We start from the raw sequence: 25253 nt of genomic DNA on the forward strand, positions 1-25253 counted from the left end.
AGGGTTATCCGACATCGCATGACGTCGGCATGTGATTGCTTCAGGCGGCTTCCCGCTCCTCAAGAGTCTTGAGGATACCCGCGATGTTGGAAGCAGGCGCGCCAATGGCACCGGCGATGTTCGAGGCGGGCGCGCCAATGCAGGACACGATCTGAGCGATAAGCTCTTCACGCGACGGCATTTGTGCGACAACCTTGACACCTGCCGGATCCAGAGCCGTGTCACCCATGGCCCCGCCGAGGATCACGAACTTGTCGTTCCCCTTGGCATAGGCGTCCGCGACCTTGGCCGCAGCCACCGGGTCTTCGGAATAGGTGAGGACGGTCATCCCCGTCAGAAGCTTACCCATGCTGGCGCAGGGCTTGCCTTCGAGGGCGATCTTGGCGAGCGTGTTCTTGGCAACGCGAACAGAACCCCCGACTTCGCGCATCTTCGCGCGGAGGTCCTGCATCTGAGCAACCGTCATGCCGGCGTAGTGGGCAACCACCACGACGCCAGAGCTTCTCGAAGATCTGGCCGAGTTCCTCGACCACTTTCTCTTTCTGGGCTCTATCCACGGTTACACTCCAAGTTCGGGGGTTTCCCCCCTGCTCTCATTTCCCCCGACTCATGCCGGAGGTTCGGGTCCGAACGGTCCCCGAGAAGATCGCCCGAGGCGAACCCCGGAATTCTCTCAGTTCCCATCTCAGGCAGGAGATTAAGCCCCGGAGGGCACCCACCGTCTCGGACGACATGCCCCGCCCACGAATCGCGAGCAGGACACGAGCGCTGCATATAGGACTTGTTTACAGGATTGCCAAGACCAAAGCGTCCGGCCTGCCCCGCATCAGATCGCGAATTCGTCGATCGAGCGGCCCGCCGCCAGCGCATCGTTCAGCCAGCCCGGCTTGCGGCCGCGCCCGGTCCAGGTCTGCTCAGGATTCAGCGGATTGCGGTATTTCGCTTCCGACACCGTTTTCTTCCGGAGGGTGGCGGTCTGGGCAAGCTCGTCGATGCTGAAACCCAGGCGCTTGGCCAGGTCTTCCACTTCACGACGCGCTTCCAAAAGCCGCCGGGATTCAAATGACGCGATTGCCCGCGACACTTCCTTTTCCAGCTGCTTCAACTCCGAAAGAGTTAGAGCGTTCAGATCAATTCCATTCATGTTCAGGGCTCCCGCAAAATGACTATTGAACAAACGATAGCAGGCATTCATTCGGAGGATCAAGATCATATGGAGATATATCCATAACCGACACGCATTCTTTATCCATCCGGGAAAACGGGAATGAATAGTGCATTTCCGACTGCCACCGGAAACACCAAATCCCGCACCGCCATCACGAAAGTCGAAATGAAAAAGGGCGCGCCGAAGGCACGCCCTTTGCATTCCGATGATCCCGCGATCAGTTCGCGGTCGCCGAGACCAGATCAAGCGTCACGCCCGGGCCCATGGTGGCCGAAAGCGAAACCTTCTTCAGATAGGTGCCCTTCGCGCCGGTCGGCTTCGCCTTGGCAACCGCCTCGACGAAAGCGCGGACGTTCTGCGCCAGAGCTTCCTCGGTGAAGGAGATCTTGCCGATGCCGCCGTGGATGACGCCGGCCTTTTCGACCTTGAACTGGACTTCGCCGCCCTTCGCGGCCTTGACCGCGTTCGCGACATCCATCGTCACCGTGCCGACCTTCGGGTTCGGCATCAGGTTGCGCGGCCCGAGGATCTTGCCCAGACGGCCGACCAGCGGCATCATGTCCGGCGTCGCGATGCAGCGATCGAACTCGATCCTGCCCGACTGGATCGTTTCCATCAGGTCTTCGGCGCCGACGATATCCGCCCCGGCGGCCTTCGCCTCATCAGCCTTCGCGCCACGGGCGAACACCGCCACGCGGACGGTCTTGCCGGTGCCGTTCGGCAGTTGCACCACGCCCCGGACCATCTGGTCCGCGTGACGCGGATCGACGCCGAGGTTCAGGGCGATTTCCAGCGTCTCGTCGAATTTCGCCGAAGCGGTCGACTTGATCAGCTTGACCGCCTCTTCCACCGAGAGGCTGGCCTTGTTTTCAAATGCGGCGCGCGCGGCGACGGTGCGTTTACCCAGCTTAGCCATGGTTTACCCCTTCACCTCGATACCGACCGACTTGGCCGAACCCAGAATGATCTGCATCGCGGCTTCGACGTCGTTCGCGTTCAGATCCTTCATCTTCGCTTCGGCGATCGCACGGATCTGCGCGGCGGTGACGGTACCCGCGACTTCGTGGCCCGGCTTCACCGAACCCTTCGGACGGTTGCGCTTGCCCACCGGCTTCAGGCCCGCGGCCTTCTTGAGCAGGAACGACGCCGGGGTGGTCTTCACTTCAAACGTGAACGACTTGTCGGCGTAATAGGTGATCACGACCGGGGTCGGCGTGCCCTGCTCCATCTCCTGCGTGCGCGCGTTGAACGCCTTGCAGAATTCCATGATATTGATGCCGCGCTGACCGAGCGCGGGGCCGACCGGCGGGGAGGGGTTGGCTTGCCCCGCCTTGATTTGCAGCTTGAGCTGCCCCATGACTTTCTTGGCCATCTGGCCTTCTCCTTTTCACTGTCACCCCTGCGGGCGAAGTTTAGCGGTCCGGCTCACGCCTCCCGCAGCTCACACGTCAGGCGACTTTCGACACCTGCGTGAATTCCAGTTCGACCGGCGTCGGGCGGCCAAAGATCGACACCGTGACCTTCAGGCGGCCCGCGGCCTCGTCGACTTCCTCGACCATGCCCGAGAAGCCCTCGAACGGGCCGTCGGTCACACTCACATTCTCGCCGACCTCGAATCGGATCAGGTTGCGCGGCGCGGCCGCCTCTCCCGTTTCCGTCGTCCGGTTCAGCATCTGGTTCACCTCCGAATCGCGCATCGGCGTCGGCTTACCCTGCGGCCCCAGGAACCCGGTCACCCGGTTGGTCGAGGTGATCAGGTGATAGCCCCGGTCGGTCATGTCCATCCGCACCAGGACATAGCCCGGCATGAAGCGACGCTCGGACGTCACCTTCTTGCCACGGCGGATCTCGATCACTTCCTCGGTCGGAACCAGAACCTCTTCGATCTCATCCTCCAGGCCCTTTTCGATCACGGACTGCTTGATCTGCTCGGCCACCTTCTTCTCGAAATTCGAGAGAACGCTCACCGAATACCACCGCTTCGCCATGCCGTCAGCCTCTTCCACCCGGCGTCACCGCCGCTAGATCCAAGTTCGCGGGTCATCCCGCACCGCAATACGAAACCCGCGCCCGAATCGGGGCGCGGCGTCAGCGGTCAAACTCCCGCCCCTTTAACGCCAAGGGCCTGCCGATGCAAGCCCCGGCCCTTACCCGATCAGGAGTTGCACACCCGTCCGGATCACCCAGTCGACCAGCGAGAAGAACACCGCCGCCAGCGTCGCCAGGACGAAGACCATCGCCGTGGTCAGCAGAACCTCGCGGCGCCCTGGCCAGGTGATCTTGCCCACCTCGGACCGCACCTGTTGCAGGAACTGAACCGGATTCGTCATATTGCTGATCCTCTGTTTCGGGTCCGGCCCCAGATACGCGCTCGCCCCCGTCTGTTCAAGGCTTGGCTGCACCGGCGCGTGTGAAAACCGCCGCCGCCATGCAAAAGGCCGCCCCGGAGGGCGGCCTTTGTTGTCCGATCAGGACAAGATCACTTGAGGATCTTCGAGACGACGCCCGCGCCGACGGTGCGGCCGCCTTCGCGGATGGCGAAGCGCAGCTTTTCTTCCATCGCGATCGGGGCGATCAGTTCGACCGTGAACTTCAGGTTGTCGCCCGGCATCACCATTTCGGTGCCTTCCGGCAGCTTCACCGTCCCGGTCACGTCCGTCGTGCGGAAGTAGAACTGCGGCCGGTAGTTCGCGAAGAACGGCGTGTGGCGACCGCCTTCTTCCTTCGTCAGGATGTAGGCTTCGGCCTCGAACTCGGTGTGCGGCGTCACCGAGCCCGGCTTCGCCAGAACCTGACCGCGTTCCACGCCGTCACGGTCCACACCGCGCAGCAGCGCGCCGATGTTGTCGCCCGCCTCGCCGCGATCCAGCAGCTTGCGGAACATTTCAACGCCGGTGCAGGTGGTCTTCTTCGTCGGGCGGATGCCGACGATTTCCAGTTCGTCACCCACGTTCACCGCGCCGCGCTCGACACGGCCGGTCACCACGGTCCCGCGGCCCGAGATCGAGAACACGTCTTCGATCGGCATCAGGAACGGCAGGTCCACGGCGCGTTCCGGCGTCGGGATGTAGTCGTCGACCGCCGACAGCAGCGCACGGATCGAATGCTCGCCGATTTCCGGATCGCGGCCTTCCAGCGCCGCCAGCGCCGAACCCTTCACGATCGGAATGTCGTCGCCCGGATAGCCGTAGGCCGACAGCAGTTCGCGGATTTCCATTTCCACGAGCTCCAGCAGCTCTTCGTCGTCAACCTGGTCGATCTTGTTCATGTAGACGACCATGTAGGGGATGCCCACCTGACGGCCGAGCAGGATGTGCTCGCGCGTTTGCGGCATCGGGCCGTCCGCGGCGTTCACAACCAGGATCGCGCCGTCCATCTGCGCCGCGCCGGTGATCATGTTCTTCACATAGTCCGCGTGGCCGGGGCAGTCGACGTGCGCATAATGGCGCTTCTCGGTCTCATACTCAACGTGCGCCGTCGAGATCGTGATCCCGCGCGCCTTCTCTTCCGGCGCTCCGTCGATCTGGTCGTAGGCCTTGAATTCACCGAAATACTTCGTGATCGCCGCCGTCAGCGTCGTCTTCCCATGGTCAACGTGACCAATCGTCCCGATGTTGACGTGCGGTTTCGTCCGTTCAAACTTTGCCTTTGCCATTCGCGGGCGCCTCGTGTTTTGGGGCCGGCACTCGGCCCGAGTCAATATCGCGCCGCTACCTATTGCCCCGGAGGGCAAAAATCAAGCCCGCTTCGCAGCTTCCGGCCCATGCCGTGCGTGGGTGTTGCCGCCGGGCCGAAAATGAGGAACCGCCGTATCGGTTTTCCCCCGCGCGCGGGGGCCAAAAACGCCACCTCGCTGACGGAACCGCAGCAGGGCGACACGGCAGTGCCCCGGTCAAGCACATGCGGGCATCGGCCTTATCCGGCACGACAGCATCACCTGGCATGGCCTTGGGGGGGTGCGGGAGGCTTGCCCCCCGCATCGGTCGGACGCGAAGCGTCCGAAACCGCCTTAGTTGAACCGATTGTCCCTCGGGAAACCGCGCGGCGCCATCCGCCCCGCCGTTCCGCGCTTGGCCAGCCATTCGCTCAGGTCCGTCTCCGTCCGCGTCCGCCCGGCCGGATCCTTCCAGCTCAGCCCGCCCGCCAGCGCGAAGGTCACGGCATCGGTCAGGCCGCCGTCCTTGAACTTCTGCAACCGAACCCCCTTGCCACGCGCCATCTCGGGCAGTTCCTCCAGCGCGAAGACCAGCATCTTCCGGTTCTCGCCGACGCAGGCCACATGATCCCCCGACACCGGGCGGCAGACCACCGTCCGCGCGCCGTCGCGCATATTCAACACCTGCTTGCCCGCCCGCGTCTGCGCGATCAACTCATCGCCCGGCACCACGAATCCATCGCCATCCGACGAAGCCAGCAGGAATTTCTCCCCCGCCTTCGGGATCAGCACATGCGTCACCTCGACCTCGTTCGGCAGATCGACCATCAGCCGCACCGGCTCCCCCATGCCGCGCCCGCCGGGCAGGTTCGCGCCCAGCACCGTCCAGGCCCGCCCGTTCGAGCCCATCAGCACGATCCGGTCGGTGGTTTCCGCATGCAGCGCGAAACCCGGCCCGTCGCCATCCTTGAACTTCACCTCGGCATCGAGCGGCTGATGCCCCTTCATCGCCCGGATCCAGCCCATCTTCGACAGGATCACGGTGATCGGTTCGCGCTCGATCATCGCCTCGATCGGCACCTCGACCACCTCGCCCGCCTCGTCGAAGACGGTGCGGCGTCGCCCGGCCACGGTGCCCTTGCCGAAGGCCTTGCGCACCTCGCCCAGTTCCTGCCCGATCTTGCGCCACTGCGCCTTGTCGGAGGCCAGCAGCGCCTCCAGCCCGGCGCGTTCGGCCAGCAGCCCGTCCCGCTCGCCGCGCAACTCCATCTCTTCGAGCCGCCGCAAGCTGCGCAGCCGCATGTTCAGGATCGCCTCGGCCTGCGCCTCGGTCAGATGCACCACCCCGGCCTCGCCCTTCCAGGGCTCCGCCATCAGGGCGCGCTTCGGTTCGTCCTCGTGGCGGATGATCTCGATCACCCGGTCGAGGTTCAGATAGGCGACGATATAGCCTTCAAGGATCTCCAGCCGGTTCGCGATCTTCTCCAGCCGGTGCTGAGACCGGCGGCACAGCACATCGCGCCGGTGGTCCAGAAACGCCCGCAACACTTCCTTCAGCGAACAGACCTTCGGCACCTTGCCGTCGATCAGCACGTTCATGTTCAGGCTGAACCGCACTTCGAGTTCGGAGCTGCGGAACAGCATCCCCATCAGCTGCGCCGGATCCACCGTCTTCGCCCGGGGCTCCAGCACGATCCGCACGTCATCGGCGCTTTCGTCGCGCACATCGGCCAGCGCCGGAACCTTCTTCGTCTCGATCAGTTCGGCCAGCCGCTCGATCAGCTTCGCCTTCTGCACCTGATAGGGGATCTCGGTGACCACGATCTGCCACTGCCCGCGCCCCAGATCCTCCGTCGCCCATTTCGAGCGCAGCCGGAACGCGCCGCGCCCGCTGCGATAGGTCTCGCGGATCGACTCCTTCGGCTCGACCAGCACACCGCCGGTCGGGAAATCCGGGCCGGGAATCAGATCGACCAGCGCATCGTCCGAAATCCCCGGATCCCTGATCATCGCAAGGCAGCCCTCGACCAGTTCGTCGAGGTTATGCGGCGGGATATTCGTCGCCATCCCCACCGCGATGCCGCTCGCGCCATTGGCCAGAAGGTTCGGGAAGGCGGCGGGCAGCACCACCGGCTCTTCCAGCGTGCCGTCGTAGTTCGGCCGGAAATCCACCGCGTTTTCGGCCAGCCCCTCCAGCAGCACCTCGGACGGCGCCGCAAGTCGCGCCTCGGTGTAGCGCGAGGCCGCCGGATTGTCGCCGTCGATATTGCCGAAGTTCCCCTGCCCGTCCACCAGCGGGTAGCGCATGGCGAAATCCTGCGCCAGACGCGCCATCGCATCATAGATCGCCGCGTCGCCGTGCGGGTGATAGTTCCCCATCACATCGCCCGAAATCTTCGCCGATTTCCGGAACCCCCCGGTCGAGGTCAGCTTCAGCTCCCGCATCGCGAACAGGATCCGCCGATGCACCGGCTTAAGCCCGTCGCGCGCATCCGGCAGCGCCCGGTGCATGATCGTCGACAGCGCATAGGTCAGGTAACGCTCGCCGATCGCGCGGCTCAGCGGCTCGGAATGGGTCGAGGGCGGGGTGTCGTCATGCTCGGTCATGCGCGGGGTGTAATTCGCCCCGCGCGCCCGGTCCAGCCGGAAGTTATTGCGCCCGCCCGGGGGACGCGTAATCATGCGCGCGGCAATATGGGTTCCAGGACTTCAGGCGCATGACAGAACCGACGTGGAAAGAGGCGATCATCGAGGTTCTGAAAGAGGCGGGGGAAGCCTTGCACTATACCGAGATCGCCGAGCAGATCGCCACACGCGGCTTGCGGACGAATCTCGGCGTCACGCCCGCTCAGACGGTAAATGCACAGATTGGCAGGAATGGCGCCCTTTTCCTCAGAACGGGGCGCGGCACATATATGCTGAATACAGCAGATCCTGAAGTGCCGAACTCCGTGGCTGCACGCCACGAAGCCATGACGGAAAGTCGCGCGATCGGCGAAATGACAGGAGATGCGGCTGAGGAAACCGAGGCAGCCCCGGTTCTCAAGAGCATCGGAATATTCTGGAACCGACTGGACCGCGCGGCCGAAACTCCTTGGCCAGCAGCAGTTCGGCAGTGCAACGGTCGATTTTTCAGAACAGATTGGCGTATATGTCCTCTATGACGGAAATCGGGCAGTTTATGTCGGCAGAGTCTGTAGACCGGCCAATCAGCATCCGCCTGAGAGAACATCTGCGCGATCGGCTGAATGGCCGATGGAACCGTTTCAGCTGGTTTGGCCTGAGAGGTGTGGATGATGCCGGTCGCCTCACCGAACCGGATTTCGCAACAAGTCAACGAGACATCATCGCACTGATGGAAGGCATCCTGATCGAGACGCTGGAGCCGCCCCTGAACCGCAAACGGGGAGACGATTTCAGCGCCCGAGAATATCTTCAGGTGGACGATCCCGGGCTTGAGGAACGGCGTTTCAAGGAAACGGTCGAGGCTCTGTGGAAAGGCCGCCGGAACTGAAATCCCGACGACCCATAAGGGGCCGCCCTCACTCGTCCATCTTCAGCGCAGAAATGAAGGCCGATTGCGGGATTTCGACCTTGCCGAACTGGCGCATCTTCTTCTTCCCGGCCTTCTGCTTTTCCAACAGCTTCTTCTTCCGGGTGGCGTCGCCGCCATAGCATTTCGCCGTCACGTCCTTGCGCATCGCCGAAAGCGTCTCGCGCGCGATAACCCGGCCGCCGATCGCCGCCTGGATCGGGATCTTGAACATGTGCCGCGGGATCAGTTCCTTCAGCTTTTCCACCATCGCCCGGCCCCGGCTTTCGGCACGGTCGGCATGGACCATGATCGACAGCGCATCGACGGGTTCGTCGTTCACCAGAATCGACATCTTCACCAATCGGTCCTCGCGGTATTCGCTCAGCTGATAGTCGAACGAGGCATAGCCCTTGGTCACCGATTTCAGCCGGTCATAGAAGTCGAAGACCACCTCGGCCAGCGGCAGGTCATAAACCACCATCGCGCGCGAACCGGCATAGGTCAGGTCCATCTGGATCCCGCGCCGGTCCTGACACAGCTTGAGCACATCGCCAAGGTATTCGTCCGGGACCATGATCGTCGCCTTGATCCGCGGCTCCTCGATATGGTCGACATAGGTCAGGTCGGGCATGTCGGCGGGGTTGTGCAGGTCGCGCACCTCGCCATCCTTCATGTAGATCTTGAACACCACCGAAGGCGCCGTGGTGATCAGGTCGAGGTCATATTCCCGTTCCAGCCGGTCGCGCACGACCTCAAGGTGCAACAGCCCGAGGAACCCGCAGCGGAAGCCGAAGCCAAGCGCCGCCGACGTCTCCATCTCATAGCTGAAGGACGCATCGTTCAGCGCCAGCTTCTCGATCGCGTCGCGCAGAGCCTCGAAATCATTCGCATCGACCGGGAACAGCCCGCAGAACACCACCGGCTGCGCGGGCTTGAACCCCGGCAGCGCCGCGGCGCAGGGCTTTTTCTCGTGGGTGATCGTGTCGCCGACGCGGGTGTCGCGCACCTGTTTGATGGAGGCCGTGAAGACGCCGATCTCGCCCGGCCCAAGCTCCGGGAAATCGACCATCTGCGGCTTCAGCACGGCCAGCTTGTCGATGCCGTAAACCGCGCCGGTCTGCATCATCTTGATCCGGTCGCCCTTGCGGATCACGCCGTCCATGACGCGGATCATCACGACGACGCCCAGATAGGGGTCATACCACGAATCGACCAGCATCGCCTTCAGCGGCGCGTTGCGGTCCCCCTTCGGCGCGGGCAGGCGGGTGACGATCGCCTCCAGCACATCGGGAATGCCAAGGCCGGTCTTCGCCGAAATCGGGATCGCATCCGAAGCGTCGATGCCGATCACATCCTCGATATTCGCCTTCACCGCGTCCGGGTCAGCGGCGGGCAGGTCGATCTTGTTCAGCACCGGCACGATTTCGTGGCCCGCGTCGATCGCCTGATAGACGTTCGCCAGCGTCTGCGCCTCGACGCCCTGCGAGGCATCGACAACCAGCAAAGACCCCTCCACCGCGCGCATCGAGCGGCTGACCTCATAGGCGAAATCGACGTGGCCGGGCGTGTCGATCAGGTTCAGGACATAGGTCTCCCCGTCCTTCGCCGGATATTCGATCCGCACGGTATTCGCCTTGATGGTGATGCCGCGCTCGCGCTCGATGTCCATGCTGTCGAGAAGCTGCGCCTTCATGTCGCGTTCGGCCACCGTCCCCGTCATCTGGATCAGGCGGTCGGCCAGCGTGGATTTGCCGTGGTCGATATGCGCCACGATCGAGAAGTTGCGGATGTGATCAAGCTCGGTCATGGCGGCGCGTATATCCAGAAAAACAGGGGCCGGGAAGGGGTGTCAGAGCGGGCGCGACAGCAGCGCGCCGGGCCGGTATTTCGCGATGGTCATGGTGAGCCAGCCCGCGATCACCGCCTTGATCAGATCGCCCGGGATGAACGGCACCGAAAGCAGGGCCGCTTCCAGGAAACCCTTGCTCAGGATCGCCATCATGCCGAGCGTGCCGCACAGATACAGCACCACGATCCCGCCGATGATCGCGCCGAAGGCGGCGGTGGCGCCGATATGGCCGCGGGTGCGTTCGACGATCAGCCCGGCGACGAAGGCCGCGGGCAGCCAGCCGATCAGGAAACCGACCGTCGGCCCGGCGAAAACGCCCAGTCCCCCGCGCCCGCCCGCCAGCACCGGCAGGCCAAGCGCCACCAGCGCGATCACCACCAGCACCGCCAGCGCCCCCCGCCAGCTGCCCAGCACCGTCCCCGCCAGCATCACGCCAAGCGACTGCGCCGACACCGGCACCCCCGAGGCCAGCGCGATCGGTGGCACGAAGCCAAGCGCGCAGATCAGCGCGGCGAACAGCACGACAAGGGCGAAGTTGCGTTCCAAATCAGTCTCTCCCATTCTGGCGCGGCGGGTTCAGCCCGCCCCGCGCACGCAATGCTTCCGCCAGATGATCCGAATCGTCCAGAAGCGAAAGAGTCATCGGCACGATCAATCGCACGCCGGGCCTGCGCCGCGACCGCGCCCGCCAGGCCAGCGCCAGCGCCTCCATCCGCCCGCGCAGCACCGGAATCAGCCGCAGCACCATCGCCACCGCCAGCGCCGGCAGCCGCGGCGGCAGCCCGAACCGCGCCAGCGGCCGGGCCAGCCGCTCGACCAGCGCGATCAGGTCGGGCAGCGGCGTCGTCAGCGTCACGAAATTCGCCAGCGCCACCATCGTCAGGATCCGCAGCACCAGAACAGCCGCCTCGCGCGGGGCACCAAGCCACATCCACCACAGCGCAATGGCCGCAACGATCCACAGCACCGGGCGCAGCGCCACCATCCCCTCGCGCATCGCGCGGGGCCCGAGCGTCGCATAAAGCCCCACCACCGCCAACAGCGCCGCCATCAGCGGCACCGGCGCGCGCAGGAAGGTCAGCGCCGGAAGAACCACCGCCAGCGCGCCGAACTTTGCCCCGGCGGGCAGCCGGTGCGCCCAACTGGTTCCGGGCAGCGCGAGGCTCAGCATGGCGCCGCGCGCGCGAGGCGCTCCATTTCGGCGCCATAGGCGGGCAGGACCGTGCCCGGCGGGCCATCCGCCACCACCTGCCCCTGTTCCAGCCAGATCACCCGGTCGTATCCCCGCACCCGCGCCGGATCATGCGTCACCGTCAGCACGTTCTGCGGCAGTGCGGCGATCCGGGCCTCGATGCGCAGCGTCGAGGGCAGGTCGAGGCTCGCGAAGGGTTCGTCGAACAGGATCCAGCGCGGAGCCATCGCCAGAATCGCCAGCAGGCAGACCATCTGCCGCTGCCCCTGCGACAGGGTGTGGCACAGTCGCTCCGCCCAGTCGGGCCGGTCCGCCAGCATCTCCGCCGCCCGCGCCCGTGCCGCCGGACGGGTCATGCCCTGCTGCTCCAGCCCGAAGGAAATCTCCTCGATCACGGTCGGAAAGATGATCTGGTGGTCCGGGTTCTGGAACAGGATCCCCACGGTATCGAGCGCGCCGCGCCGGTCCCGCGCCACGTCGATGCCGTTCACCGTCACCCGCCCCGCCTGCGGCACCGCCAGCCCCGCGATCAGCCGCAGGAGCGAGGACTTGCCCGAGCCGTTGCGCCCGACCACCGCCACGCGCCGTTCCGACAGGCTCAGGCTCAGGCCGTCGAAGACGCGCCCCGCTTCGCGCGTGAATGTGATGTTGCGGATGTCGATCGTGCTGCTCATGGCGGTGGTGTTTGCCCTGCGCGCAAGGCCGGGTCAAACGAAACCGGCATTGACGCGGGCCGCGCGCTGACCGATCTTCATGCCGATTGATCAGGAGGTTCCCATGATCCTTTCCGTTCCCGACATGACCTGCAACCACTGCAAGGCGAGCGTCGAAGCCGCCATCACCGAAGTCGGCGGCAAGGCCGTCGTGAGTCTCGAAGACCGCGAGGTCGAGGTCAACGGCCTGCCCGAAGCCACCGTCCTCGCCGCGCTGAAGGCCGCCGGATACGAGGCCGAAGTCATCGCCTGACGCAACCTCTGGTGGTGATTCCGCACCGCCGCACCACCCCTTGCTGCTGCGGATTTCGTTGTGTTTTCACGCCGGAATCGCTACCATCCCGCCCAAACAAATGGGGTGAGCAACCAAGCCCGCTCCGCGCGACGAGAGGCAGCAGTATGAAATATTCCCTGTTCGTGATCGCGGGTGTTCTCGCATCCGGGGCCGCCCATGCGGGCGCCATTGATTCCGCCTGCATGAAATATGCGGGCCGTGCCAGCGCCGCCACCTGCGGCTGCATCCAGCAGGTCGCTGATTCGACGCTGAGCCGGTCGGATCAGCGCCGCGCCGCGGGCTTCTTCAAGAACCCTGACAAGGCGCAGGACGTGCGGATGTCGCCGAGCCAGTCGGACAACGACTTCTGGGCGCGTTACAAGACCTTTGCCCAGACCGCCGAAGCCTACTGCGCCCGCTGAAGCCGGTCGATCCAGACCCGCGCGCCTGCCTCGATGATGTCGAGGCAGCGTTCGTAATCGCGTGTATAATAGGGGTCGGGCACATCGCGCAGGCCCGTCCCGCCCTCCAGGAACAGCCCGAGCTGCGCCCGCCCGCCCTGCGGCGCGATCCGCTCGGCCTCCGCGATATTGCGCGAATCCATCGCCAAGATCCGGTCGAACCGGTCGAAGTCGCCCGGTTCCAGCCGCCGCGCCCGCAGTTTCGACAGGTCATAGCCCCGCCGCCGCGCGGCCACCTGCATCGGCCCATAGGGCGCCGCCCCGACATGCCAGCCACCGGTTCCGGCACTGTCCAGTTCGACCGAGAGGCCCGCCTTCGCGGCCATGTCACGAAAAACGCCTTCGGCGGCGGGGGAGCGGCAGATATTGCCCAGGCAGAGAAACAGGATACGCATAAGGGGCATATAGCAGGAGGAACGCATGGCGAGAATCGTTGTCCTGACCGGAGCGGGGATTTCCGCCGAAAGCGGCATCCGGACCTTCCGCGCGGCGGATGGGCTGTGGGAAGACCACCGGATCGAGGATGTCGCCACGCCCGAGGGATTCGCGCGTGATCCGGAGCTTGTCCTGCGCTTCTACAACGAGCGCCGGGCCGCAGCGGCGGCGGCCGAGCCCAATGCGGCGCACCGGGCGCTGGCCCGGCTGACGCAGGCGCATCAGGTGACGGTGGTGACGCAGAACGTCGACGACCTGCACGAGCGCGGCGGCTCGCGGGGCGTGATCCACATGCACGGCACGCTGAACGGGGCGCTTTGTGCGCGCTGCGGGCATCGCTGGACGGCGCCGAGGGTGATGCAGGTCACCGACCCCTGCCCCGCCTGCGGCGCCCCCGCCAGTCGGCCCGATATCGTCTGGTTCGGCGAAATGCCCTATCGGATGGCGGAAATCTGGCAGGCGCTGCGGGCCGCCGATCTGTTCGTGTCGATCGGCACCTCCGGGAATGTCTATCCGGCGGCGGGGTTCGTGGCCGATGCGCGCCATGCCGGGATTGCGACGCTGGAGCTGAACCTCGAACCCTCGGCGGGGTCGCGGCTGTTCGATGCCGCGCGCCACGGCCCGGCCACGCAGATCGTGCCCGCATGGGTGGCGGAGATGCTGGCCGCCGCATGAATCGCTTGACGTCCGGCGGCTTTGCCCTTATCCCGCCAGACAGATTCATCGGCGCCGCAGTCCGCGGCGGTCGTAGTATTGGTATAGGGCGGACACGCGCCCCGAGGAAACGAAGGATACACGCCATGTCGCGCGTCTGCGAACTGACCGGCAAGGGCCCGATGTCGGGCAACAACATCAGCCACGCGAACAACAAGACGCGTCGCCGCTTCCTGCCGAACCTGAACGAAGTCACCCTGATCTCCGACGTGCTGGGCCAGTCGTTCAAGCTGCGCATCTCGGCCGCCGGCCTGCGCTCGGTCGACCATCGCGGCGGTCTGGACGCCTATCTGCTGAAGGCGACCGACACCGAGCTTTCGGCCAATGCGCTGAAGATCAAGAAGGCGATCGTCAAGGCGCAGGCCGCCGCCTGATCGGCCCGACAGTATTCCGGAAGGGCGTGGGGAAACCCGCGCCCTTTTTGCTTTGCCGCGGGGAAACCTGCGCGGGCGATCGGGCAGGTGCGCCTCCACCACCGGTCGAAAGCACCGCGTCATGACCCCGGCGAACGATAAGGCCGCGCTGCCCGTCAGGGTTCCACTGCCGCAAGGAACCGCACTAACAGGTTGTTGAAAAAGTTCGCGCGATGAGAGGGGCCAAGCCAGGATCCGGGAAAACCACCTCGGATGGGCCGGAAATGCCCAATTTTCAGACCGTCACCGAATCCAGAACGATTTCGGCCACAACAGCTTCTCAAAACCCTTTCTCAGCAGCCCACTAACCCAGTGCGCCACGCCACGGCCCCAGCGGGCGCAACCGGCGCCGGGTGGAACTGGCCACGACCGCAACGCCCTCGCCGGGCTCAGCTACCGGACGAAGGCATCGCGGAAGCCGTTGCGGCGCAGCTTGCGCACGGCCTGATCGGCGCCCTTCGCATCGAACGGCCCCGAGAAGATCAGCTCCAGTTCCTTGCCGCCACGCTTCAGCGTCGATGTCGCCACCGGCAGCCCGAGCGCCCAGATCTGCGCCTTGACCTTCTGCGCATTCTCCGGATCGCCAAAGGCACCGATCTGCACGAAGCGCTCGCGCCCTTGCTTGCGGATCTTGGCGGGGACATGCGCCCGGGGCGCCTCGGGCAGCGGATTGCGCAGCGCGAGGTCGAGCAGGACGGTCATCCGCGGCGTTGCCGGCAGCGGCCCGGGCGCGGGCCCTTCGACCCGCAGCCCCGGCAGCCCGGCGGCATTGATGAATCCCACCGGATCGCCCCGCAGCGAGGAACAGCGCATCACCACCCGCCCGTCGGACAACAGATAGCGCTGCGCCATCGCCGGGCGGTTCGGGCAACTGGTCAGCGCACCCGGAACCGTCCGCGTCTCGGTGATCGTCACCCGTTGCGGCGCGGCCTGCACCAGCGGCCTGGGCGCGCCCGGCACCGGGCTGGGCGTATAGCCGCACAGCGGCTGGCCGTCACGCGTCAGCCGCGCCTGCCACTGCCCTGCGGCATCGCGGCGGAACACGCAGCCCGCGCTATCGACATATTGCGCCCCGGCATACTCCGGCGGCGGCAGTTCCACCGGCCCCGCCGCCACCGGCAGCGCCGCCATCAGGCCAACAGCAAGCGCACGCAGATTTATCATTTCGTCCCGAACATCCGGTCCCCGGCATCGCCAAGACCGGGAACGATATAGCCGTGATCGTCCAGGTGATCGTCGATCGAGGCCGTCACGATCGGCACATCCGGATGCGCCGCGCGCATATGCGCGATGCCCTCGGGCGCGGCCAGCAGGCACAGGAAGCGGATATTCTTCGCCCCCCGGTCCTTGAGCATCTGCACCGCCGCCGCCGAACTGTTGCCAGTGGCCAGCATCGGATCGACGACGATCACCATCCGCTCGCCCAGCATCGGCGGCACCTTGCAGTAATATTCGACGGGTTGCAGCGTCTCCGGATCGCGATAGAGCCCGATGAAGCCGACCCGCGCCGCCGGGATCAGCTCCAGGATGCCGTCCAGCAGCCCGTTGCCCGCCCGCAGGATCGACACCAGCGCGAGCTTCTTGCCCTCCAGGATCGGCGCCTCCATGGTGCAGAGCGGGGTTTCGATCGTCTTCTTCGTGACCTCAAGGCCGCGGGTGACCTCATAGGCCAGAAGCAGGCTGATTTCGCGCAGCAACTGGCGGAAACTCGCGGTCGAGGCGTCCTTCTCGCGCATCAGCGTCAGCTTGTGCTGCACCAGCGGGTGATCCACCACCGTCACGAACTCGTCCATCTGCGTCCCCTATATGAATGCGCGCCCCGGCCCTTCGGCAGCCAGCCCCAGATGCGCGGCGACCGATGCCGCCACATCCACATAACCCACTTGGCCGACAGGTTTCAAACCCAACCCGTAGCCCAGCACCGGAACCCGCTCCCGCGTGTGGTCGGTGCCGGTGAAGGTCGGGTCATTGCCGTGATCTGCCGTAAAAAGCGCCAGATCCCCGGGGCGCAGCCGCGACAGGAACACCCCCGCCCGTTCATCGAACCATTCGAGCGCCCGGGCATAGCCCGCCACATCGCGGCGGTGGCCATAGAGGCTGTCGAACTCGACGAAATTGGCGAAGGTCAGGCTGCCCGGTTCGGCCTCATCCGCCAGCCGGATCAGGTGCTCCATCAGCGCGGCATCGTCCCGGCCCTTGTGCAGCCGGTCAATGCCGCGATGGCTGAAGATATCGCCGATCTTGCCGATGGCATGGGTCACCCGGCCCGCCGCCTGCGCCCGGTCGAGGATCGTCGCCCCGGGTGGTTCGATCGCGAAATCGCGCCGGTTCGGGGTGCGGGTGAAATGGCCGGGGGTACCGGTAAAGGGCCGCGCGATCACCCGCCCCACCCGCATCGCATGCAGCACCGGGGCGATGGCGCGGCACAGGGTCAGCAGGCGATCGAGGCCGAAGCTCTCCTCATGCGCGGCGATCTGGAACACGCTGTCGGCGGAGGTGTAGCAGATCGGCCAGCCGCTGCGCAGATGTTCGGCCCCCAGCCGTTCGATGATCGCGGTGCCGGGCGCGTGGCAATTGCCCAAAATCCCCGCCGTCCCCGCCGCGCGGGCCACCTGCGCGACCAGATCGGCGGGGAAGCTGTTTTCGCGGTCGGGGAAATAGTGCCAGTCCCACGGCACCGGCACCCCGGCCAGTTCCCAATGGCCGGAGGGGGTATCCTTGCCGCGCGACACTTCCGTCGCCGCGCCCCACAGGCCGGTCGGCGCAGCCCCCAGCCCCGGCGCCCGCAGCCCGGAGGCCAATTCCACCGCCGCGCCAAGGCCCAGCCCGTCCAGCACCGGCATTCGCAAAGGCCGAGCCTGCGCGATATGGCCCACGGTATTCGCCCCGGTGTCGGGCGTGCCCTCGTTGAAGAACGTCCCGGCATCCGGCGCTCCGCCGATGCCCACGCTGTCCATCACGATCAGGAAAGCCCGGCTCATGCGACATCCTCCGGGCCGATGCGGTCATGGATCAGCGGCGGTTCCTCGGGCAGGTCTGCGGACAGGCCATAGGCCGCGCGGACGGCGGCCACGGCGCGCGCGGCGTCCGTGTCATTGGCGGCATGGATCAGGGCGAGCGGCTCGCCCTCGGCCATTTCCTCGCCGATCACGGCAAGCCCCGTCAGCCCGACCGAAGGGTTCACCCGATCCGTCGCCACCAGCCGCCCGCCGCCCAGCCGCACCACCGCCTCGCCAAGCGCGCGCCCGTCCACCCGGGCCACGAACCCCGCCCGCGGCGCGGGCACCGGCACGATCACCGGCGCCGCGGGCAGCCGGTCCGGATAGCGCTCCACGAAATCCGCCGGGCCGCCGAGCGCCGCCACCATCCGGCCGAATACCTCTGCCGCGCGGCCCGATTCCAGCGCATGGTCGATCATCGCCGCGCCCTCATCCAGATCCGCCGCCCGGCCCGCAAGCGCCAGCGCCTCGCCGCCAAGCGCCGCCGCCACATCCCACAGCGCTTCGTTCACCGCCGTGCCGGTCAGCGTCTCCATCACTTCCAGCACCTCCAGCGCATTGCCCGCCGAATGACCAAGGCTCTGGCTCATGTCGGTGATCAGCGCGGTGGTCCGGCACCCCGCCCCGTTCGCCGTGGCGACCAGCGCCCGGGCCAGCGCGCGCGCCTGCTCCATGTCAGGCAGGAAGGCACCGGAACCCACCTTCACATCCAGAACCAGCGCCTCCAGCCCCGCCGCCAGCTTCTTCGACAGGATCGAGGCGGTGATCAGGTCGATGCTTCTCGACCGTGGCGGATTCGTCGCGCACCGCATAGAGGCGCCGGTCCGCCGGGGCGATTTCGCCGGTGGCTCCGATGATCGCACAGCCGACCTCCGCCACCACCTTGCGCAGCGCCTCCACCCCCGGATAGGCGCGATAGCCCGGGATCGCCTCCATCTTGTCGAGCGTGCCGCCGGTATGGCCGAGCCCCCGCCCCGAGATCATCGGCACGAACACCCCGCAGGCCGCCAGCGCCGGCGCGAGCAGCAGCGACACGCTGTCGCCGATGCCGCCAGTCGAATGCTTGTCCACCACCGGGCCGGGCAGATCCCATCGCAGCACCTGCCCCGAATCGCGCATCGCCTCGGTCAGCGCGACCCGGCCCGCATCGCCGATCCCGTTCAGCACGACCGCCATCGCGAAGGCGCCCGCCTGCGCATCCGACACCTGCCCCGTGGCCAGCCCGCGCGCGAACCACCGCGCCGCGCCGGCGTCCAGCCCCCGGCCATCGCGCAGGGCCGCGATGATGCCGCGCGCCTCCATCAACACTTGTCCATATGGCTCGGGTCGAAGCGGGCGGGCAGGAGTTCCCCGATCGTGGTGGCCAGAACCTTGCCCGAAACGGTGGCCAGCGTGACCGGGGTTCCGGGCTTACCGAATTCCGCGAGCTTCTGGCGGCAGCCGCCGCAGCAGGGCACGGGCTCCGGGCTGTCGGCGATGACGGCGACCTCGACCAGCTCGGTCTCTCCCGCCGCCACCATCGCCGCGATCGCCCCCGCCTCGGCGCAGGTGCCTTCGGGATAGGCGACATTCTCGACATTCACGCCGCGATAGACCCGGCCCGAAGCCCCGCGCACTGCCGCGCCGACCTTGAACCGCGAATAGGGAGCATAGGCATTCTCGCGCACCTCGCGCGCCGCATCGAGAAGGGACATTCGGGCCTCCGGGCTGTTTCACCGAATTCTGCGCCGCGCGCGAAGTTGATGCAAGCGGCCATACGGAGCCTTGCCGCCGCACGCTGGCCGCCCTATTCCCCAAGGGCACGGAGTGGTTTAAGGCTAAACCAGTTTCAGGGAGGCTCTCATGGACGAGGCGAGGCACGATCAGGCGCGGCATTCGGCGCTGGACTATCACGAATTCCCGACCCCAGGGAAACTGGAGATCCGAGCGACGAAACCCCTCGCCAATGGTCGCGACCTGAGCCGCGCCTACAGCCCCGGCGTCGCCGAAGCCTGCCTTGAGATCAAGGCCGACCCCGCCACCGTATCGCGCTATACCGCGCGCGGCAATCTGGTCGCCGTGGTGACGAACGGCACCGCGGTGCTGGGCCTTGGCAATATCGGCGCGCTGGCCTCGAAGCCGGTGATGGAAGGCAAGGCCGTCCTGTTCAAGAAATTCGCCAATATCGACGCCTTCGACATCGAGGTGAACCAGTCCGACCCCGAAAAGCTCGCCGAACTGGTCTGCGCGCTGGAGCCCTCCTTCGGCGCGATCAACCTTGAGGACATCAAGGCCCCCGACTGTTTCATCGTCGAAAAGATCTGCCGCGAGCGGATGAACATCCCGGTGTTCCACGACGATCAGCACGGCACGGCCATCGTCGTCGGTGCCGCCGCCACCAACGCGCTGCGCATCGCGGGCAAGAAGTTCGAGGAGATCAAGATCGTCTCCACCGGCGGCGGGGCGGCGGGGATCGCCTGCCTGAACATGCTGCTGAAGCTGGGGGTGAAGCGCGAAAACGTCTGGCTGTGCGACATCAAGGGGCTGGTCTATCAGGGCCGCAACGAAGAGATGACGCCGCAGAAAGAGGCCTATGCGCAACCCTCCGACCTGCGCACACTCGACGAGGTGATCACGGGCGCGGACATGTTCCTCGGCCTCTCCGGCCCGGGCGTGCTGAAGCCCGAAATGGTCGCGAAGATGGCGAAGGATCCGATCGTCTTCGCGCTGGCGAACCCCACCCCCGAAATCCTGCCCGACGAGGTGCGCGCCGTCGCGCCGGGCGCGATCATCGCCACCGGCCGGTCGGATTTCCCGAACCAGGTCAACAACGTCCTGTGCTTCCCCTTTATCTTCCGCGGCGCGCTGGATGTGGGGGCCACCACGATCAACGACGAAATGCAGCTGGCCTGTATCGAGGGCATCGCCGCGCTCGCCCGCGCCACCACCTCGGCCGAGGCAGCGGCGGCCTATAGCGGCGAGCGACTGACCTTCGGCGTCGATTACCTGATCCCGAAACCCTTCGACCCGCGGCTGATCGGGGTTGTTTCGGTCGCCGTGGCGAAGGCGGCGATGGAAACCGGCGTCGCCACCCGGCCGATCGCCGATCTGGATGCCTACCGCCGGAAGCTGGAAGGGTCGGTGTTCAAATCCGCCCTGATCATGCGCCCGGTGTTCGAGGCCGCCGCCACCGCCACCCGCCGCATCGTCTTTGCCGAGGGCGAGGACGAGCGCGTGCTGCGCACCGCCAACGGCATGCTGGAGGAAACCACCGACCGGCCGATCCTGATCGGGCGGCCCGACGTGATCGCGGCCCGCTGCGAACGCGCGGGCCTGCCGATCCGCCCCGGCGTGGATTTCGACATCGTGAACCCGCAGGACGACCCGCGCTATCGCGACTACTGGGGCACCTATCATGAACTGATGGCCCGGCGCGGCGTGACGCCAGACCTGGCGCGGGCGATCATGCGCACGAACACCACCGCCATCGCCGCCGTCATGGTCCACCGCGACGAGGCCGACAGCATGATCTGCGGCACCTTCGGGCAATATCTGTGGCACCTGAACTACGTCCGGCAGGTTCTGGCGCGGGGCGGGCTGCACCCGATCGGCGCGCTCAGCATGATGATCCTCGAAGACGGGCCGCTGTTCATCGCCGACACCCATGTCCACCACGAACCGACACCCGACGAGCTCACCGCCACCGTGATCGGCGCGGCGCGGCATGTGCGCCGCTTTGGCCTGACGCCGCGCGTCGCGCTGTGTTCGCACAGCCAGTTCGGCAATCTCGACATCGATTCGGGCCGCCGGATGCGCGCCGTTCTGGAAATGCTCGACGCGCGCGAGCCGGATTTCCAGTATGAGGGCGAGATGAACATCGACGCCGCGCTGGACCCGGACCTGCGGCGCCGGCAACTGCCGGAGAGCCGGTTGGAGGGATCCGCGAACGTGCTGATCTTCGCCAATACCGATACCGCCTCGGGCGTGCGCAACATCCTGAAGATGAAGGCCGGGGGGCTTGAGGTCGGGCCGATCCTGATGGGCATGGGGAACCGCGCGCATATCGTGACGCCCTCGATCACCACGCGCGGGCTGCTGAACATCTCCGCGCTGGCGGGTACGCCGGTCTCGCAATACGGCTGATGGGGAGTCGGCGCCCCGCGCGGGCGCCGCTTTGCAAATCCTTCGGCAAAATTTCTGGACGCAAACAAAACCCCTGCATTTGCAAATTTATTGCCGGATCTTCGGCCGGAATCTGCAAATTTTATCCGCTACGATGCGCCTGCGGGCGGTAACATTGTTGCGGAATTTTTCTCCGATGCCTTACATGCTTGCAAGTCTGGAGGAGACTCAAGCATGACATACAAGGACGTTTATGCCGCCTGGCAAGCCGACCCCGAAGGGTTCTGGATGAAGGCGGCCGAAGCGATCGACTGGGTGGAAAAACCCTCGAAAGCGTTGTTCGACGAAAACGCACCGATCTACGAATGGTTCTGCGACGCCAAGGTGAACACCTGCTGGAACGCGGTGGACCGCCATGTCGAGGCGGGCCGGGGCGACGAACTCGCCATCATGCACGAAAGCCCGATCACCCATTCGACGAAGGGCATCACCTACCGGGAACTGCGCGACCGGGTGGCCTCGCTTGCGGGGGCGCTGCGGGCGAAGGGCATCGAAAAGGGCGACCGGGTGATCATCTACATGCCGATGATCCCCGAGGCGCTGGAGGCGATGCTGGCCTGTGCCCGGCTGGGCGCGGTGCATTCGGTGGTGTTCGGCGGCTTCGCGGCACATGAGCTCGCGGTGCGGATCGACGATGCGACGCCGAAGGCGATCATCGCGGCCTCTTGCGGGATCGAACCCGGGCGGATCGTGCATTACAAGCCGCTGCTCGATGCCGCACTCGAAGCCGCGACGCACAAGCCCGACTTCTGCGTGATCTACCAGCGCGAACAGGAAGTGGCGAAGCTGGAAGAGGGCCGCGATGTGGCCTGGCACTCGTTCCAATATGGCGTGGAACCGGCGGAATGCGTGCCGGTCGAGGGCAACCACCCCGCCTATATCCTTTATACCTCGGGCACGACCGGGCAGCCGAAGGGCGTGATCCGCTCGACCGCCGGGCATCTGGTGGCGCTCGCCTGGACGATGAAGAACATCTACAACATCGAGGCGGGCGACCGGTTCTGGGCGGCCTCGGATGTGGGTTGGGTCGTCGGCCACAGCTATATCTGCTACGGGCCGCTGATCGCCGGGGGGCAGACGGTGGTCTTCGAGGGCAAGCCGGTGGGCACGCCGCACCCCGGCGTATTCTGGCGCGTGATCCAGAACCAGCGGATCAAGAGCTTCTTCACCGCGCCCACCGCCCTGCGCGCGATCCGGCGCGAGGATCCGACCGGCGAATGGATCAAGCGCTACAAGCTCCACGACCTTCAGGCGCTGTTCCTGGCAGGTGAACGGGCGGACCCGGACACCGTGAAATGGGCCGAGGAGCATCTGGGCGTGCCGGTGATCGACCACTGGTGGCAGACGGAAACCGGCTGGGCGATCGCGGCGAACCCGCTCGGGATCGAACTGCTGCCGGTGAAGCCGGGCAGCCCCTCGGTGCCGATGCCGGGCTACAACGTGCAGGTTCTGGACGAGGGCGGCCATCCGGTCGAGCCGGGCACGCTCGGCGCGATCGCGATCAAGCTGCCGCTGCCGCCCGGCACCCTGCCCGGCCTGTGGAACGCCGAGGCGCGCTTCCGCAAAAGCTATCTGGAGCATTTCCCCGGCTATTACGAAACCGGCGACGCGGGCTATGTCGACGAGGACGGCTACCTTTACATCATGTCGCGCACCGATGACGTGATCAACGTCGCCGGGCACCGGCTCTCGACCGGGGCGATGGAGGAGGTTCTGGCCTCCCACCCCGACGTGGCCGAATGCGCGGTGATCGGCGTGGCCGACGATCTGAAGGGGCAGTCGCCGCTGGGCTTCCTGTGCCTGAAGAAGGGCACGACCCGGAGCGAGGCCGAGATCGTCAAGGATTGCGTGAAGCTGGTGCGCCAGCAGATCGGCCCGGTCGCGGCGTTCAAATCCGCGCTGGTGGTCGAGCGTCTGCCGAAGACCCGCTCGGGCAAGATCCTGCGCGCGACGATGGTCAAGATCGCCGACGGCCAGCCGTTCAAGGTTCCGGCGACGATCGACGATCCGGTAATTCTGGACGAGATCGCGGAGCGGCTGAAGACGATCGGCTATCCGGCGGGCTGATGTATCGCGGCCACGAATGGCCCTGTGGAAATCCTGAAGGGGGCGTATAGCGCCCCCTTTCGGCTGTAGCTCTTGATTTGTCGGGACAAGGCCGCGAATGATGCGGCAGGACCAGTGATGAACAAAGCGACGACCCTTCCGATATCTGGCGGCCTGAATGGGGGGAGCCGCTGTCACGCATCGGGCGCGGCAGGTCGCGATCCATGCAGCATCGCGAAAATGCCGCTTCCCTCATCGGCTCCCGTGCTGGTGATCGAGGACATCCCCTCGCTGCGCACGACCTATCAGGCCTGCCTTGCCGATGCGGGCTATCCGGTTGTCACGGCGAAATCCGCCGCCGAAGGGCTTGATCTGTTCCATCGGTCCGGCACGACGGTAGTTCTGCTGAGCCTGTTTCTGCCGGATCGCAACGGGCTCGACCTGATGCGCGAAATGCTGGCGCTGCGCCCCGCCACGGCGGTGATCGTCCTGAGCGTGGATCTGTCGATCGGTCGCGCGGTCGAGGCGATGCGCCTCGGGGCCCGTGATTTCCTGATCAAGCCAGTGGGCGAGGATCGGTTGCTGCACGCCGTCGCGCAATCCCTGCTCCGCCCCGTTCAGGTTCCGGATGCCCGTCCGACCGCGCCGATCCTTGTTCCGGACCCGGAGGGGACCAGCCCCGCCCTGCCCGGGGTTCTGTCGGGGCTGACCCTGGCCGAGATCGAAAAGATCGCGATCGAACAGGCCATTGCGCGGCATGATGGCTCTGTGCCCCGCGCGGCCAGCGAACTCGGCGTCGCGCCCTCGACAATTTACCGCAAGATGGGGATGTGGCGGCAGGCCTAGGCGAATTGCTCGCGCATCAGCCGCTCTTCGAGCCCATGGCCCGGGTCGAACAGGATGCGGTGCTGCACCTTTGGCTCGGAACGGACCTCTACCCACAGGACGGGCTTCACCGCGCGCGAATCGGCATCGGCCATCACCGGGCGCTTCTCGGGCTCCAGCACGTCGAACCGCACCACGGCCGAAGACGGAAGGATCGCCCCCTGCCAGCGCCGCGGCCGGAACGAGGCGATCCCGGTCAGTGCCAGCACATCCGACCCGATCGGCAGGATCGGCCCGTGGACCGAATAATTATAGGCCGTGGACCCCGCCGGGGTGGCGACGATCGCGCCATCGCAGACCAGTTCCTCCATCCGCACCCGACCGTTGACCGAAATCCGCAGCTTGGCCGCCTGCGGCCCGACGCGCAGCAGCGAAACCTCGTTGATCGCCAGCGCCGCATGCACCACTCCGTCGGCGGTCTGCGCGGTCATGGCGAGCGGATTGATCACCGCCTCTTCGGCGGCGGCAAGGCGCGCGGGCAGGTTTTCCGGCACATAATCGTTCATCATGAAGCCGACCGAGCCCCGGTTCATACCATAAACCGGCAGCCCCGCCCCGGAATGCAGGGTCTGCAACATGAAGCCGTCGCCGCCGAGCGCCACGATCACATCGGCCCGCCCGACCGGGGATTGCCCGTAAAGCGCCACCAGTTCGTCCAGAGCGGCCTGCGCCGTCTCGCTGCCCGAGGCGGTGAAATGGATGTGGTTCGGTCTGTTCACGCCCGCTCCTCCGGTTTCCGGCACAGGTGTGGCA

Annotated in this window: 26 protein-coding genes and 2 pseudogenes; 9 read left to right on the forward strand and 19 right to left on the reverse strand. The window is 66.0% G+C overall.

The window, feature by feature from the left end:
- Positions 1-40: 40 nt before the first annotated feature.
- From rplJ to parC, 8 genes and pseudogenes are all read right to left on the reverse strand, one after another.
- Positions 41-557, reverse strand: a pseudogene (rplJ, locus tag QM789_RS03725) (50S ribosomal protein L10).
- Between the two features lie 269 nt (positions 558-826).
- Positions 827-1144, reverse strand: coding sequence for an H-NS family nucleoid-associated regulatory protein (locus tag QM789_RS03730; protein WP_420350612.1), 318 nt, complete (start codon positions 1142-1144; stop codon positions 827-829).
- A gap of 241 nt (positions 1145-1385) precedes the next feature.
- A complete protein-coding gene (rplA, locus tag QM789_RS03735; protein WP_420350613.1) occupies positions 1386-2084 on the reverse strand; it encodes a 50S ribosomal protein L1 in 699 nt (232 codons plus the stop codon).
- A 3-nt stretch (positions 2085-2087) separates the two neighbouring features.
- A complete protein-coding gene (gene rplK, locus QM789_RS03740; RefSeq protein ID WP_420350614.1) occupies positions 2088-2540 on the reverse strand; it encodes a 50S ribosomal protein L11 in 453 nt (150 codons plus the stop codon).
- A 76-nt stretch (positions 2541-2616) separates the two neighbouring features.
- Positions 2617-3156 carry a transcription termination/antitermination protein NusG gene (gene nusG, locus QM789_RS03745; protein ID WP_420350615.1) on the reverse strand — a complete coding sequence of 180 codons (540 nt, stop codon included), beginning with the start codon at positions 3154-3156 and terminating at the stop codon, positions 2617-2619.
- 159 nt (positions 3157-3315) lie between these two features.
- Positions 3316-3498 carry a preprotein translocase subunit SecE gene (secE, locus tag QM789_RS03750; RefSeq protein ID WP_420350616.1) on the reverse strand — a complete coding sequence of 61 codons (183 nt, stop codon included), beginning with the start codon at positions 3496-3498 and terminating at the stop codon, positions 3316-3318.
- A gap of 149 nt (positions 3499-3647) precedes the next feature.
- Positions 3648-4823, reverse strand: coding sequence for an elongation factor Tu (gene tuf / locus QM789_RS03755; protein WP_420350602.1), 1176 nt, complete (start codon positions 4821-4823; stop codon positions 3648-3650).
- 354 nt (positions 4824-5177) lie between these two features.
- Positions 5178-7430, reverse strand: coding sequence for a DNA topoisomerase IV subunit A (parC, locus tag QM789_RS03760; RefSeq protein ID WP_420350755.1), 2253 nt, complete (start codon positions 7428-7430; stop codon positions 5178-5180).
- Between the two features lie 110 nt (positions 7431-7540).
- On the opposite strand from parC, the gene QM789_RS03765 reads away from it, so the two are divergent.
- On the forward strand, positions 7541-7987 hold the full coding sequence (locus QM789_RS03765) for a winged helix-turn-helix domain-containing protein (RefSeq protein WP_420350617.1): 447 nt from the start codon (positions 7541-7543) through the stop codon (positions 7985-7987).
- Positions 7984-8337, forward strand: coding sequence for a hypothetical protein (locus QM789_RS03770; protein ID WP_420350618.1), 354 nt, complete (start codon positions 7984-7986; stop codon positions 8335-8337). Before QM789_RS03765 ends, QM789_RS03770 begins: the two co-directional genes overlap by 4 nt.
- Before the next feature lie 28 nt (positions 8338-8365).
- On the opposite strand, the gene lepA is transcribed toward QM789_RS03770, so the two are convergent.
- From lepA to QM789_RS03790, 4 genes are read right to left on the reverse strand one after another with little or no spacing between them, the layout of a single operon-like run.
- Positions 8366-10165: a translation elongation factor 4 gene (lepA, locus tag QM789_RS03775; RefSeq protein ID WP_420350619.1), complete on the reverse strand. Its 1800-nt coding sequence runs from the start codon at positions 10163-10165 to the stop codon at positions 8366-8368.
- 42 nt (positions 10166-10207) lie between these two features.
- Positions 10208-10753: a biotin transporter BioY gene (locus QM789_RS03780; protein WP_420350620.1), complete on the reverse strand. Its 546-nt coding sequence runs from the start codon at positions 10751-10753 to the stop codon at positions 10208-10210.
- Position 10754: 1 nt separating this feature from the next.
- A complete protein-coding gene (locus QM789_RS03785; protein ID WP_420350621.1) occupies positions 10755-11378 on the reverse strand; it encodes an energy-coupling factor transporter transmembrane component T family protein in 624 nt (207 codons plus the stop codon).
- The gene (locus QM789_RS03790) at positions 11372-12073 is read right to left on the reverse strand and encodes an energy-coupling factor ABC transporter ATP-binding protein (protein ID WP_420350622.1); all 702 of its coding nucleotides are present in this window, start codon (positions 12071-12073) and stop codon (positions 11372-11374) included. The genes QM789_RS03785 and QM789_RS03790 overlap by 7 nt, the downstream gene beginning before the upstream one ends.
- 103 nt (positions 12074-12176) lie before the next feature.
- Between QM789_RS03790 and QM789_RS03795 the strand changes: the two genes are divergently transcribed.
- Entirely contained in the window at positions 12177-12365 is a 189-nt protein-coding gene (locus QM789_RS03795; RefSeq protein ID WP_420350623.1) for a heavy-metal-associated domain-containing protein, read from the forward strand.
- Positions 12366-12511: 146 nt separating this feature from the next.
- Positions 12512-12808 carry a hypothetical protein gene (locus QM789_RS03800; RefSeq protein WP_420350624.1) on the forward strand — a complete coding sequence of 99 codons (297 nt, stop codon included), beginning with the start codon at positions 12512-12514 and terminating at the stop codon, positions 12806-12808.
- Here the strand turns inward: QM789_RS03800 and QM789_RS03805 are convergent.
- On the reverse strand, positions 12793-13242 hold the full coding sequence (locus tag QM789_RS03805) for a low molecular weight protein-tyrosine-phosphatase (RefSeq protein ID WP_420350625.1): 450 nt from the start codon (positions 13240-13242) through the stop codon (positions 12793-12795). The two genes, QM789_RS03800 and QM789_RS03805, sit on opposite strands and share 16 nt — an antisense overlap.
- Before the next feature lie 25 nt (positions 13243-13267).
- On the opposite strand from QM789_RS03805, the gene QM789_RS03810 reads away from it, so the two are divergent.
- Positions 13268-13957, forward strand: a complete 690-nt coding sequence (locus QM789_RS03810) for an NAD-dependent deacylase (RefSeq protein ID WP_420350626.1) — start codon at positions 13268-13270, stop codon at positions 13955-13957.
- Between the two features lie 125 nt (positions 13958-14082).
- A complete protein-coding gene (rpmB, locus tag QM789_RS03815; protein WP_420350627.1) occupies positions 14083-14370 on the forward strand; it encodes a 50S ribosomal protein L28 in 288 nt (95 codons plus the stop codon).
- Positions 14371-14802: 432 nt separating this feature from the next.
- On the opposite strand, the gene QM789_RS03820 is transcribed toward rpmB, so the two are convergent.
- The 5 genes and pseudogenes from QM789_RS03820 to QM789_RS03840 all read right to left on the reverse strand — a co-directional run bounded on the left by QM789_RS03820 (position 14803) and on the right by QM789_RS03840 (position 19102).
- Positions 14803-15573, reverse strand: a complete 771-nt coding sequence (locus tag QM789_RS03820; RefSeq protein WP_420350628.1) for an SPOR domain-containing protein — start codon at positions 15571-15573, stop codon at positions 14803-14805.
- The gene (gene upp, locus QM789_RS03825) at positions 15570-16202 is read right to left on the reverse strand and encodes a uracil phosphoribosyltransferase (protein ID WP_420350629.1); all 633 of its coding nucleotides are present in this window, start codon (positions 16200-16202) and stop codon (positions 15570-15572) included. Before upp ends, QM789_RS03820 begins: the two co-directional genes overlap by 4 nt.
- Before the next feature lie 9 nt (positions 16203-16211).
- On the reverse strand, positions 16212-17390 hold the full coding sequence (locus tag QM789_RS03830) for a phosphopentomutase (protein WP_420350630.1): 1179 nt from the start codon (positions 17388-17390) through the stop codon (positions 16212-16214).
- Positions 17387-18710: pseudogene (locus tag QM789_RS03835) on the reverse strand (thymidine phosphorylase). The gene QM789_RS03830 and the pseudogene QM789_RS03835 overlap by 4 nt, the downstream one beginning before the upstream one ends.
- Entirely contained in the window at positions 18710-19102 is a 393-nt protein-coding gene (locus QM789_RS03840) for a cytidine deaminase (protein WP_420350631.1), read from the reverse strand. Before QM789_RS03840 ends, QM789_RS03835 begins: the two are co-directional and overlap by 1 nt.
- 148 nt (positions 19103-19250) lie before the next feature.
- On the opposite strand from QM789_RS03840, the gene QM789_RS03845 reads away from it, so the two are divergent.
- From QM789_RS03845 to QM789_RS03855, 3 genes are all read left to right on the forward strand, one after another.
- The gene (locus QM789_RS03845) at positions 19251-21530 is read left to right on the forward strand and encodes an NADP-dependent malic enzyme (RefSeq protein WP_420350632.1); all 2280 of its coding nucleotides are present in this window, start codon (positions 19251-19253) and stop codon (positions 21528-21530) included.
- Positions 21531-21743: 213 nt separating this feature from the next.
- On the forward strand, positions 21744-23636 hold the full coding sequence (locus QM789_RS03850) for a propionyl-CoA synthetase (protein WP_420350633.1): 1893 nt from the start codon (positions 21744-21746) through the stop codon (positions 23634-23636).
- A 219-nt stretch (positions 23637-23855) separates the two neighbouring features.
- The gene (locus tag QM789_RS03855) at positions 23856-24461 is read left to right on the forward strand and encodes a response regulator (RefSeq protein ID WP_420350634.1); all 606 of its coding nucleotides are present in this window, start codon (positions 23856-23858) and stop codon (positions 24459-24461) included.
- Here the strand turns inward: QM789_RS03855 and QM789_RS03860 are convergent.
- Positions 24458-25219 (reverse strand): NAD kinase, encoded by a 762-nt coding sequence (locus QM789_RS03860; RefSeq protein ID WP_420350635.1) that lies wholly within the window; start codon positions 25217-25219, stop codon positions 24458-24460. The two genes, QM789_RS03855 and QM789_RS03860, sit on opposite strands and share 4 nt — an antisense overlap.
- Between the last annotated feature and the right edge of the window lie 34 nt (positions 25220-25253).

This window comes from Paenirhodobacter sp. (assembly GCF_047600745.1).
GTDB lineage: Bacteria > Pseudomonadota > Alphaproteobacteria > Rhodobacterales > Rhodobacteraceae > Rhodobacter.

Excerpts from the sequence above, each read along its gene's own strand:
- QM789_RS03770 (WP_420350618.1), top strand. The coding sequence starts at position 7,984 with ATGACGGAAATCGGGCAGTTTATGTCGGCAGAGTCTGTAGACCGGCCA.
- QM789_RS03800 (WP_420350624.1), top strand. The coding sequence starts at position 12,512 with ATGAAATATTCCCTGTTCGTGATCGCGGGTGTTCTCGCATCCGGGGCC.
- QM789_RS03855 (WP_420350634.1), top strand. The coding sequence starts at position 23,856 with ATGCCGCTTCCCTCATCGGCTCCCGTGCTGGTGATCGAGGACATCCCC.
- QM789_RS03820 (WP_420350628.1), bottom strand. The coding sequence starts at position 15,573 with ATGATAAATCTGCGTGCGCTTGCTGTTGGCCTGATGGCGGCGCTGCCG.
- QM789_RS03845 (WP_420350632.1), top strand. The coding sequence starts at position 19,251 with ATGGACGAGGCGAGGCACGATCAGGCGCGGCATTCGGCGCTGGACTAT.
- rplK (WP_420350614.1), bottom strand. The coding sequence starts at position 2,540 with ATGGCCAAGAAAGTCATGGGGCAGCTCAAGCTGCAAATCAAGGCGGGG.
- QM789_RS03790 (WP_420350622.1), bottom strand. The coding sequence starts at position 12,073 with ATGAGCAGCACGATCGACATCCGCAACATCACATTCACGCGCGAAGCG.
- parC (WP_420350755.1), bottom strand. The coding sequence starts at position 7,430 with ATGACCGAGCATGACGACACCCCGCCCTCGACCCATTCCGAGCCGCTG.
- QM789_RS03795 (WP_420350623.1), top strand. The coding sequence starts at position 12,177 with ATGATCCTTTCCGTTCCCGACATGACCTGCAACCACTGCAAGGCGAGC.
- secE (WP_420350616.1), bottom strand. The coding sequence starts at position 3,498 with ATGACGAATCCGGTTCAGTTCCTGCAACAGGTGCGGTCCGAGGTGGGC.
- rplA (WP_420350613.1), bottom strand. The coding sequence starts at position 2,084 with ATGGCTAAGCTGGGTAAACGCACCGTCGCCGCGCGCGCCGCATTTGAA.
- upp (WP_420350629.1), bottom strand. The coding sequence starts at position 16,202 with ATGGACGAGTTCGTGACGGTGGTGGATCACCCGCTGGTGCAGCACAAG.
- QM789_RS03730 (WP_420350612.1), bottom strand. The coding sequence starts at position 1,144 with ATGAATGGAATTGATCTGAACGCTCTAACTCTTTCGGAGTTGAAGCAG.
- QM789_RS03765 (WP_420350617.1), top strand. The coding sequence starts at position 7,541 with ATGACAGAACCGACGTGGAAAGAGGCGATCATCGAGGTTCTGAAAGAG.
- QM789_RS03785 (WP_420350621.1), bottom strand. The coding sequence starts at position 11,378 with ATGCTGAGCCTCGCGCTGCCCGGAACCAGTTGGGCGCACCGGCTGCCC.
- tuf (WP_420350602.1), bottom strand. The coding sequence starts at position 4,823 with ATGGCAAAGGCAAAGTTTGAACGGACGAAACCGCACGTCAACATCGGG.
- QM789_RS03805 (WP_420350625.1), bottom strand. The coding sequence starts at position 13,242 with ATGCGTATCCTGTTTCTCTGCCTGGGCAATATCTGCCGCTCCCCCGCC.
- rpmB (WP_420350627.1), top strand. The coding sequence starts at position 14,083 with ATGTCGCGCGTCTGCGAACTGACCGGCAAGGGCCCGATGTCGGGCAAC.
- QM789_RS03840 (WP_420350631.1), bottom strand. The coding sequence starts at position 19,102 with ATGTCCCTTCTCGATGCGGCGCGCGAGGTGCGCGAGAATGCCTATGCT.
- QM789_RS03810 (WP_420350626.1), top strand. The coding sequence starts at position 13,268 with ATGGCGAGAATCGTTGTCCTGACCGGAGCGGGGATTTCCGCCGAAAGC.
- QM789_RS03830 (WP_420350630.1), bottom strand. The coding sequence starts at position 17,390 with ATGAGCCGGGCTTTCCTGATCGTGATGGACAGCGTGGGCATCGGCGGA.
- lepA (WP_420350619.1), bottom strand. The coding sequence starts at position 10,165 with ATGACCGAGCTTGATCACATCCGCAACTTCTCGATCGTGGCGCATATC.
- nusG (WP_420350615.1), bottom strand. The coding sequence starts at position 3,156 with ATGGCGAAGCGGTGGTATTCGGTGAGCGTTCTCTCGAATTTCGAGAAG.
- QM789_RS03850 (WP_420350633.1), top strand. The coding sequence starts at position 21,744 with ATGACATACAAGGACGTTTATGCCGCCTGGCAAGCCGACCCCGAAGGG.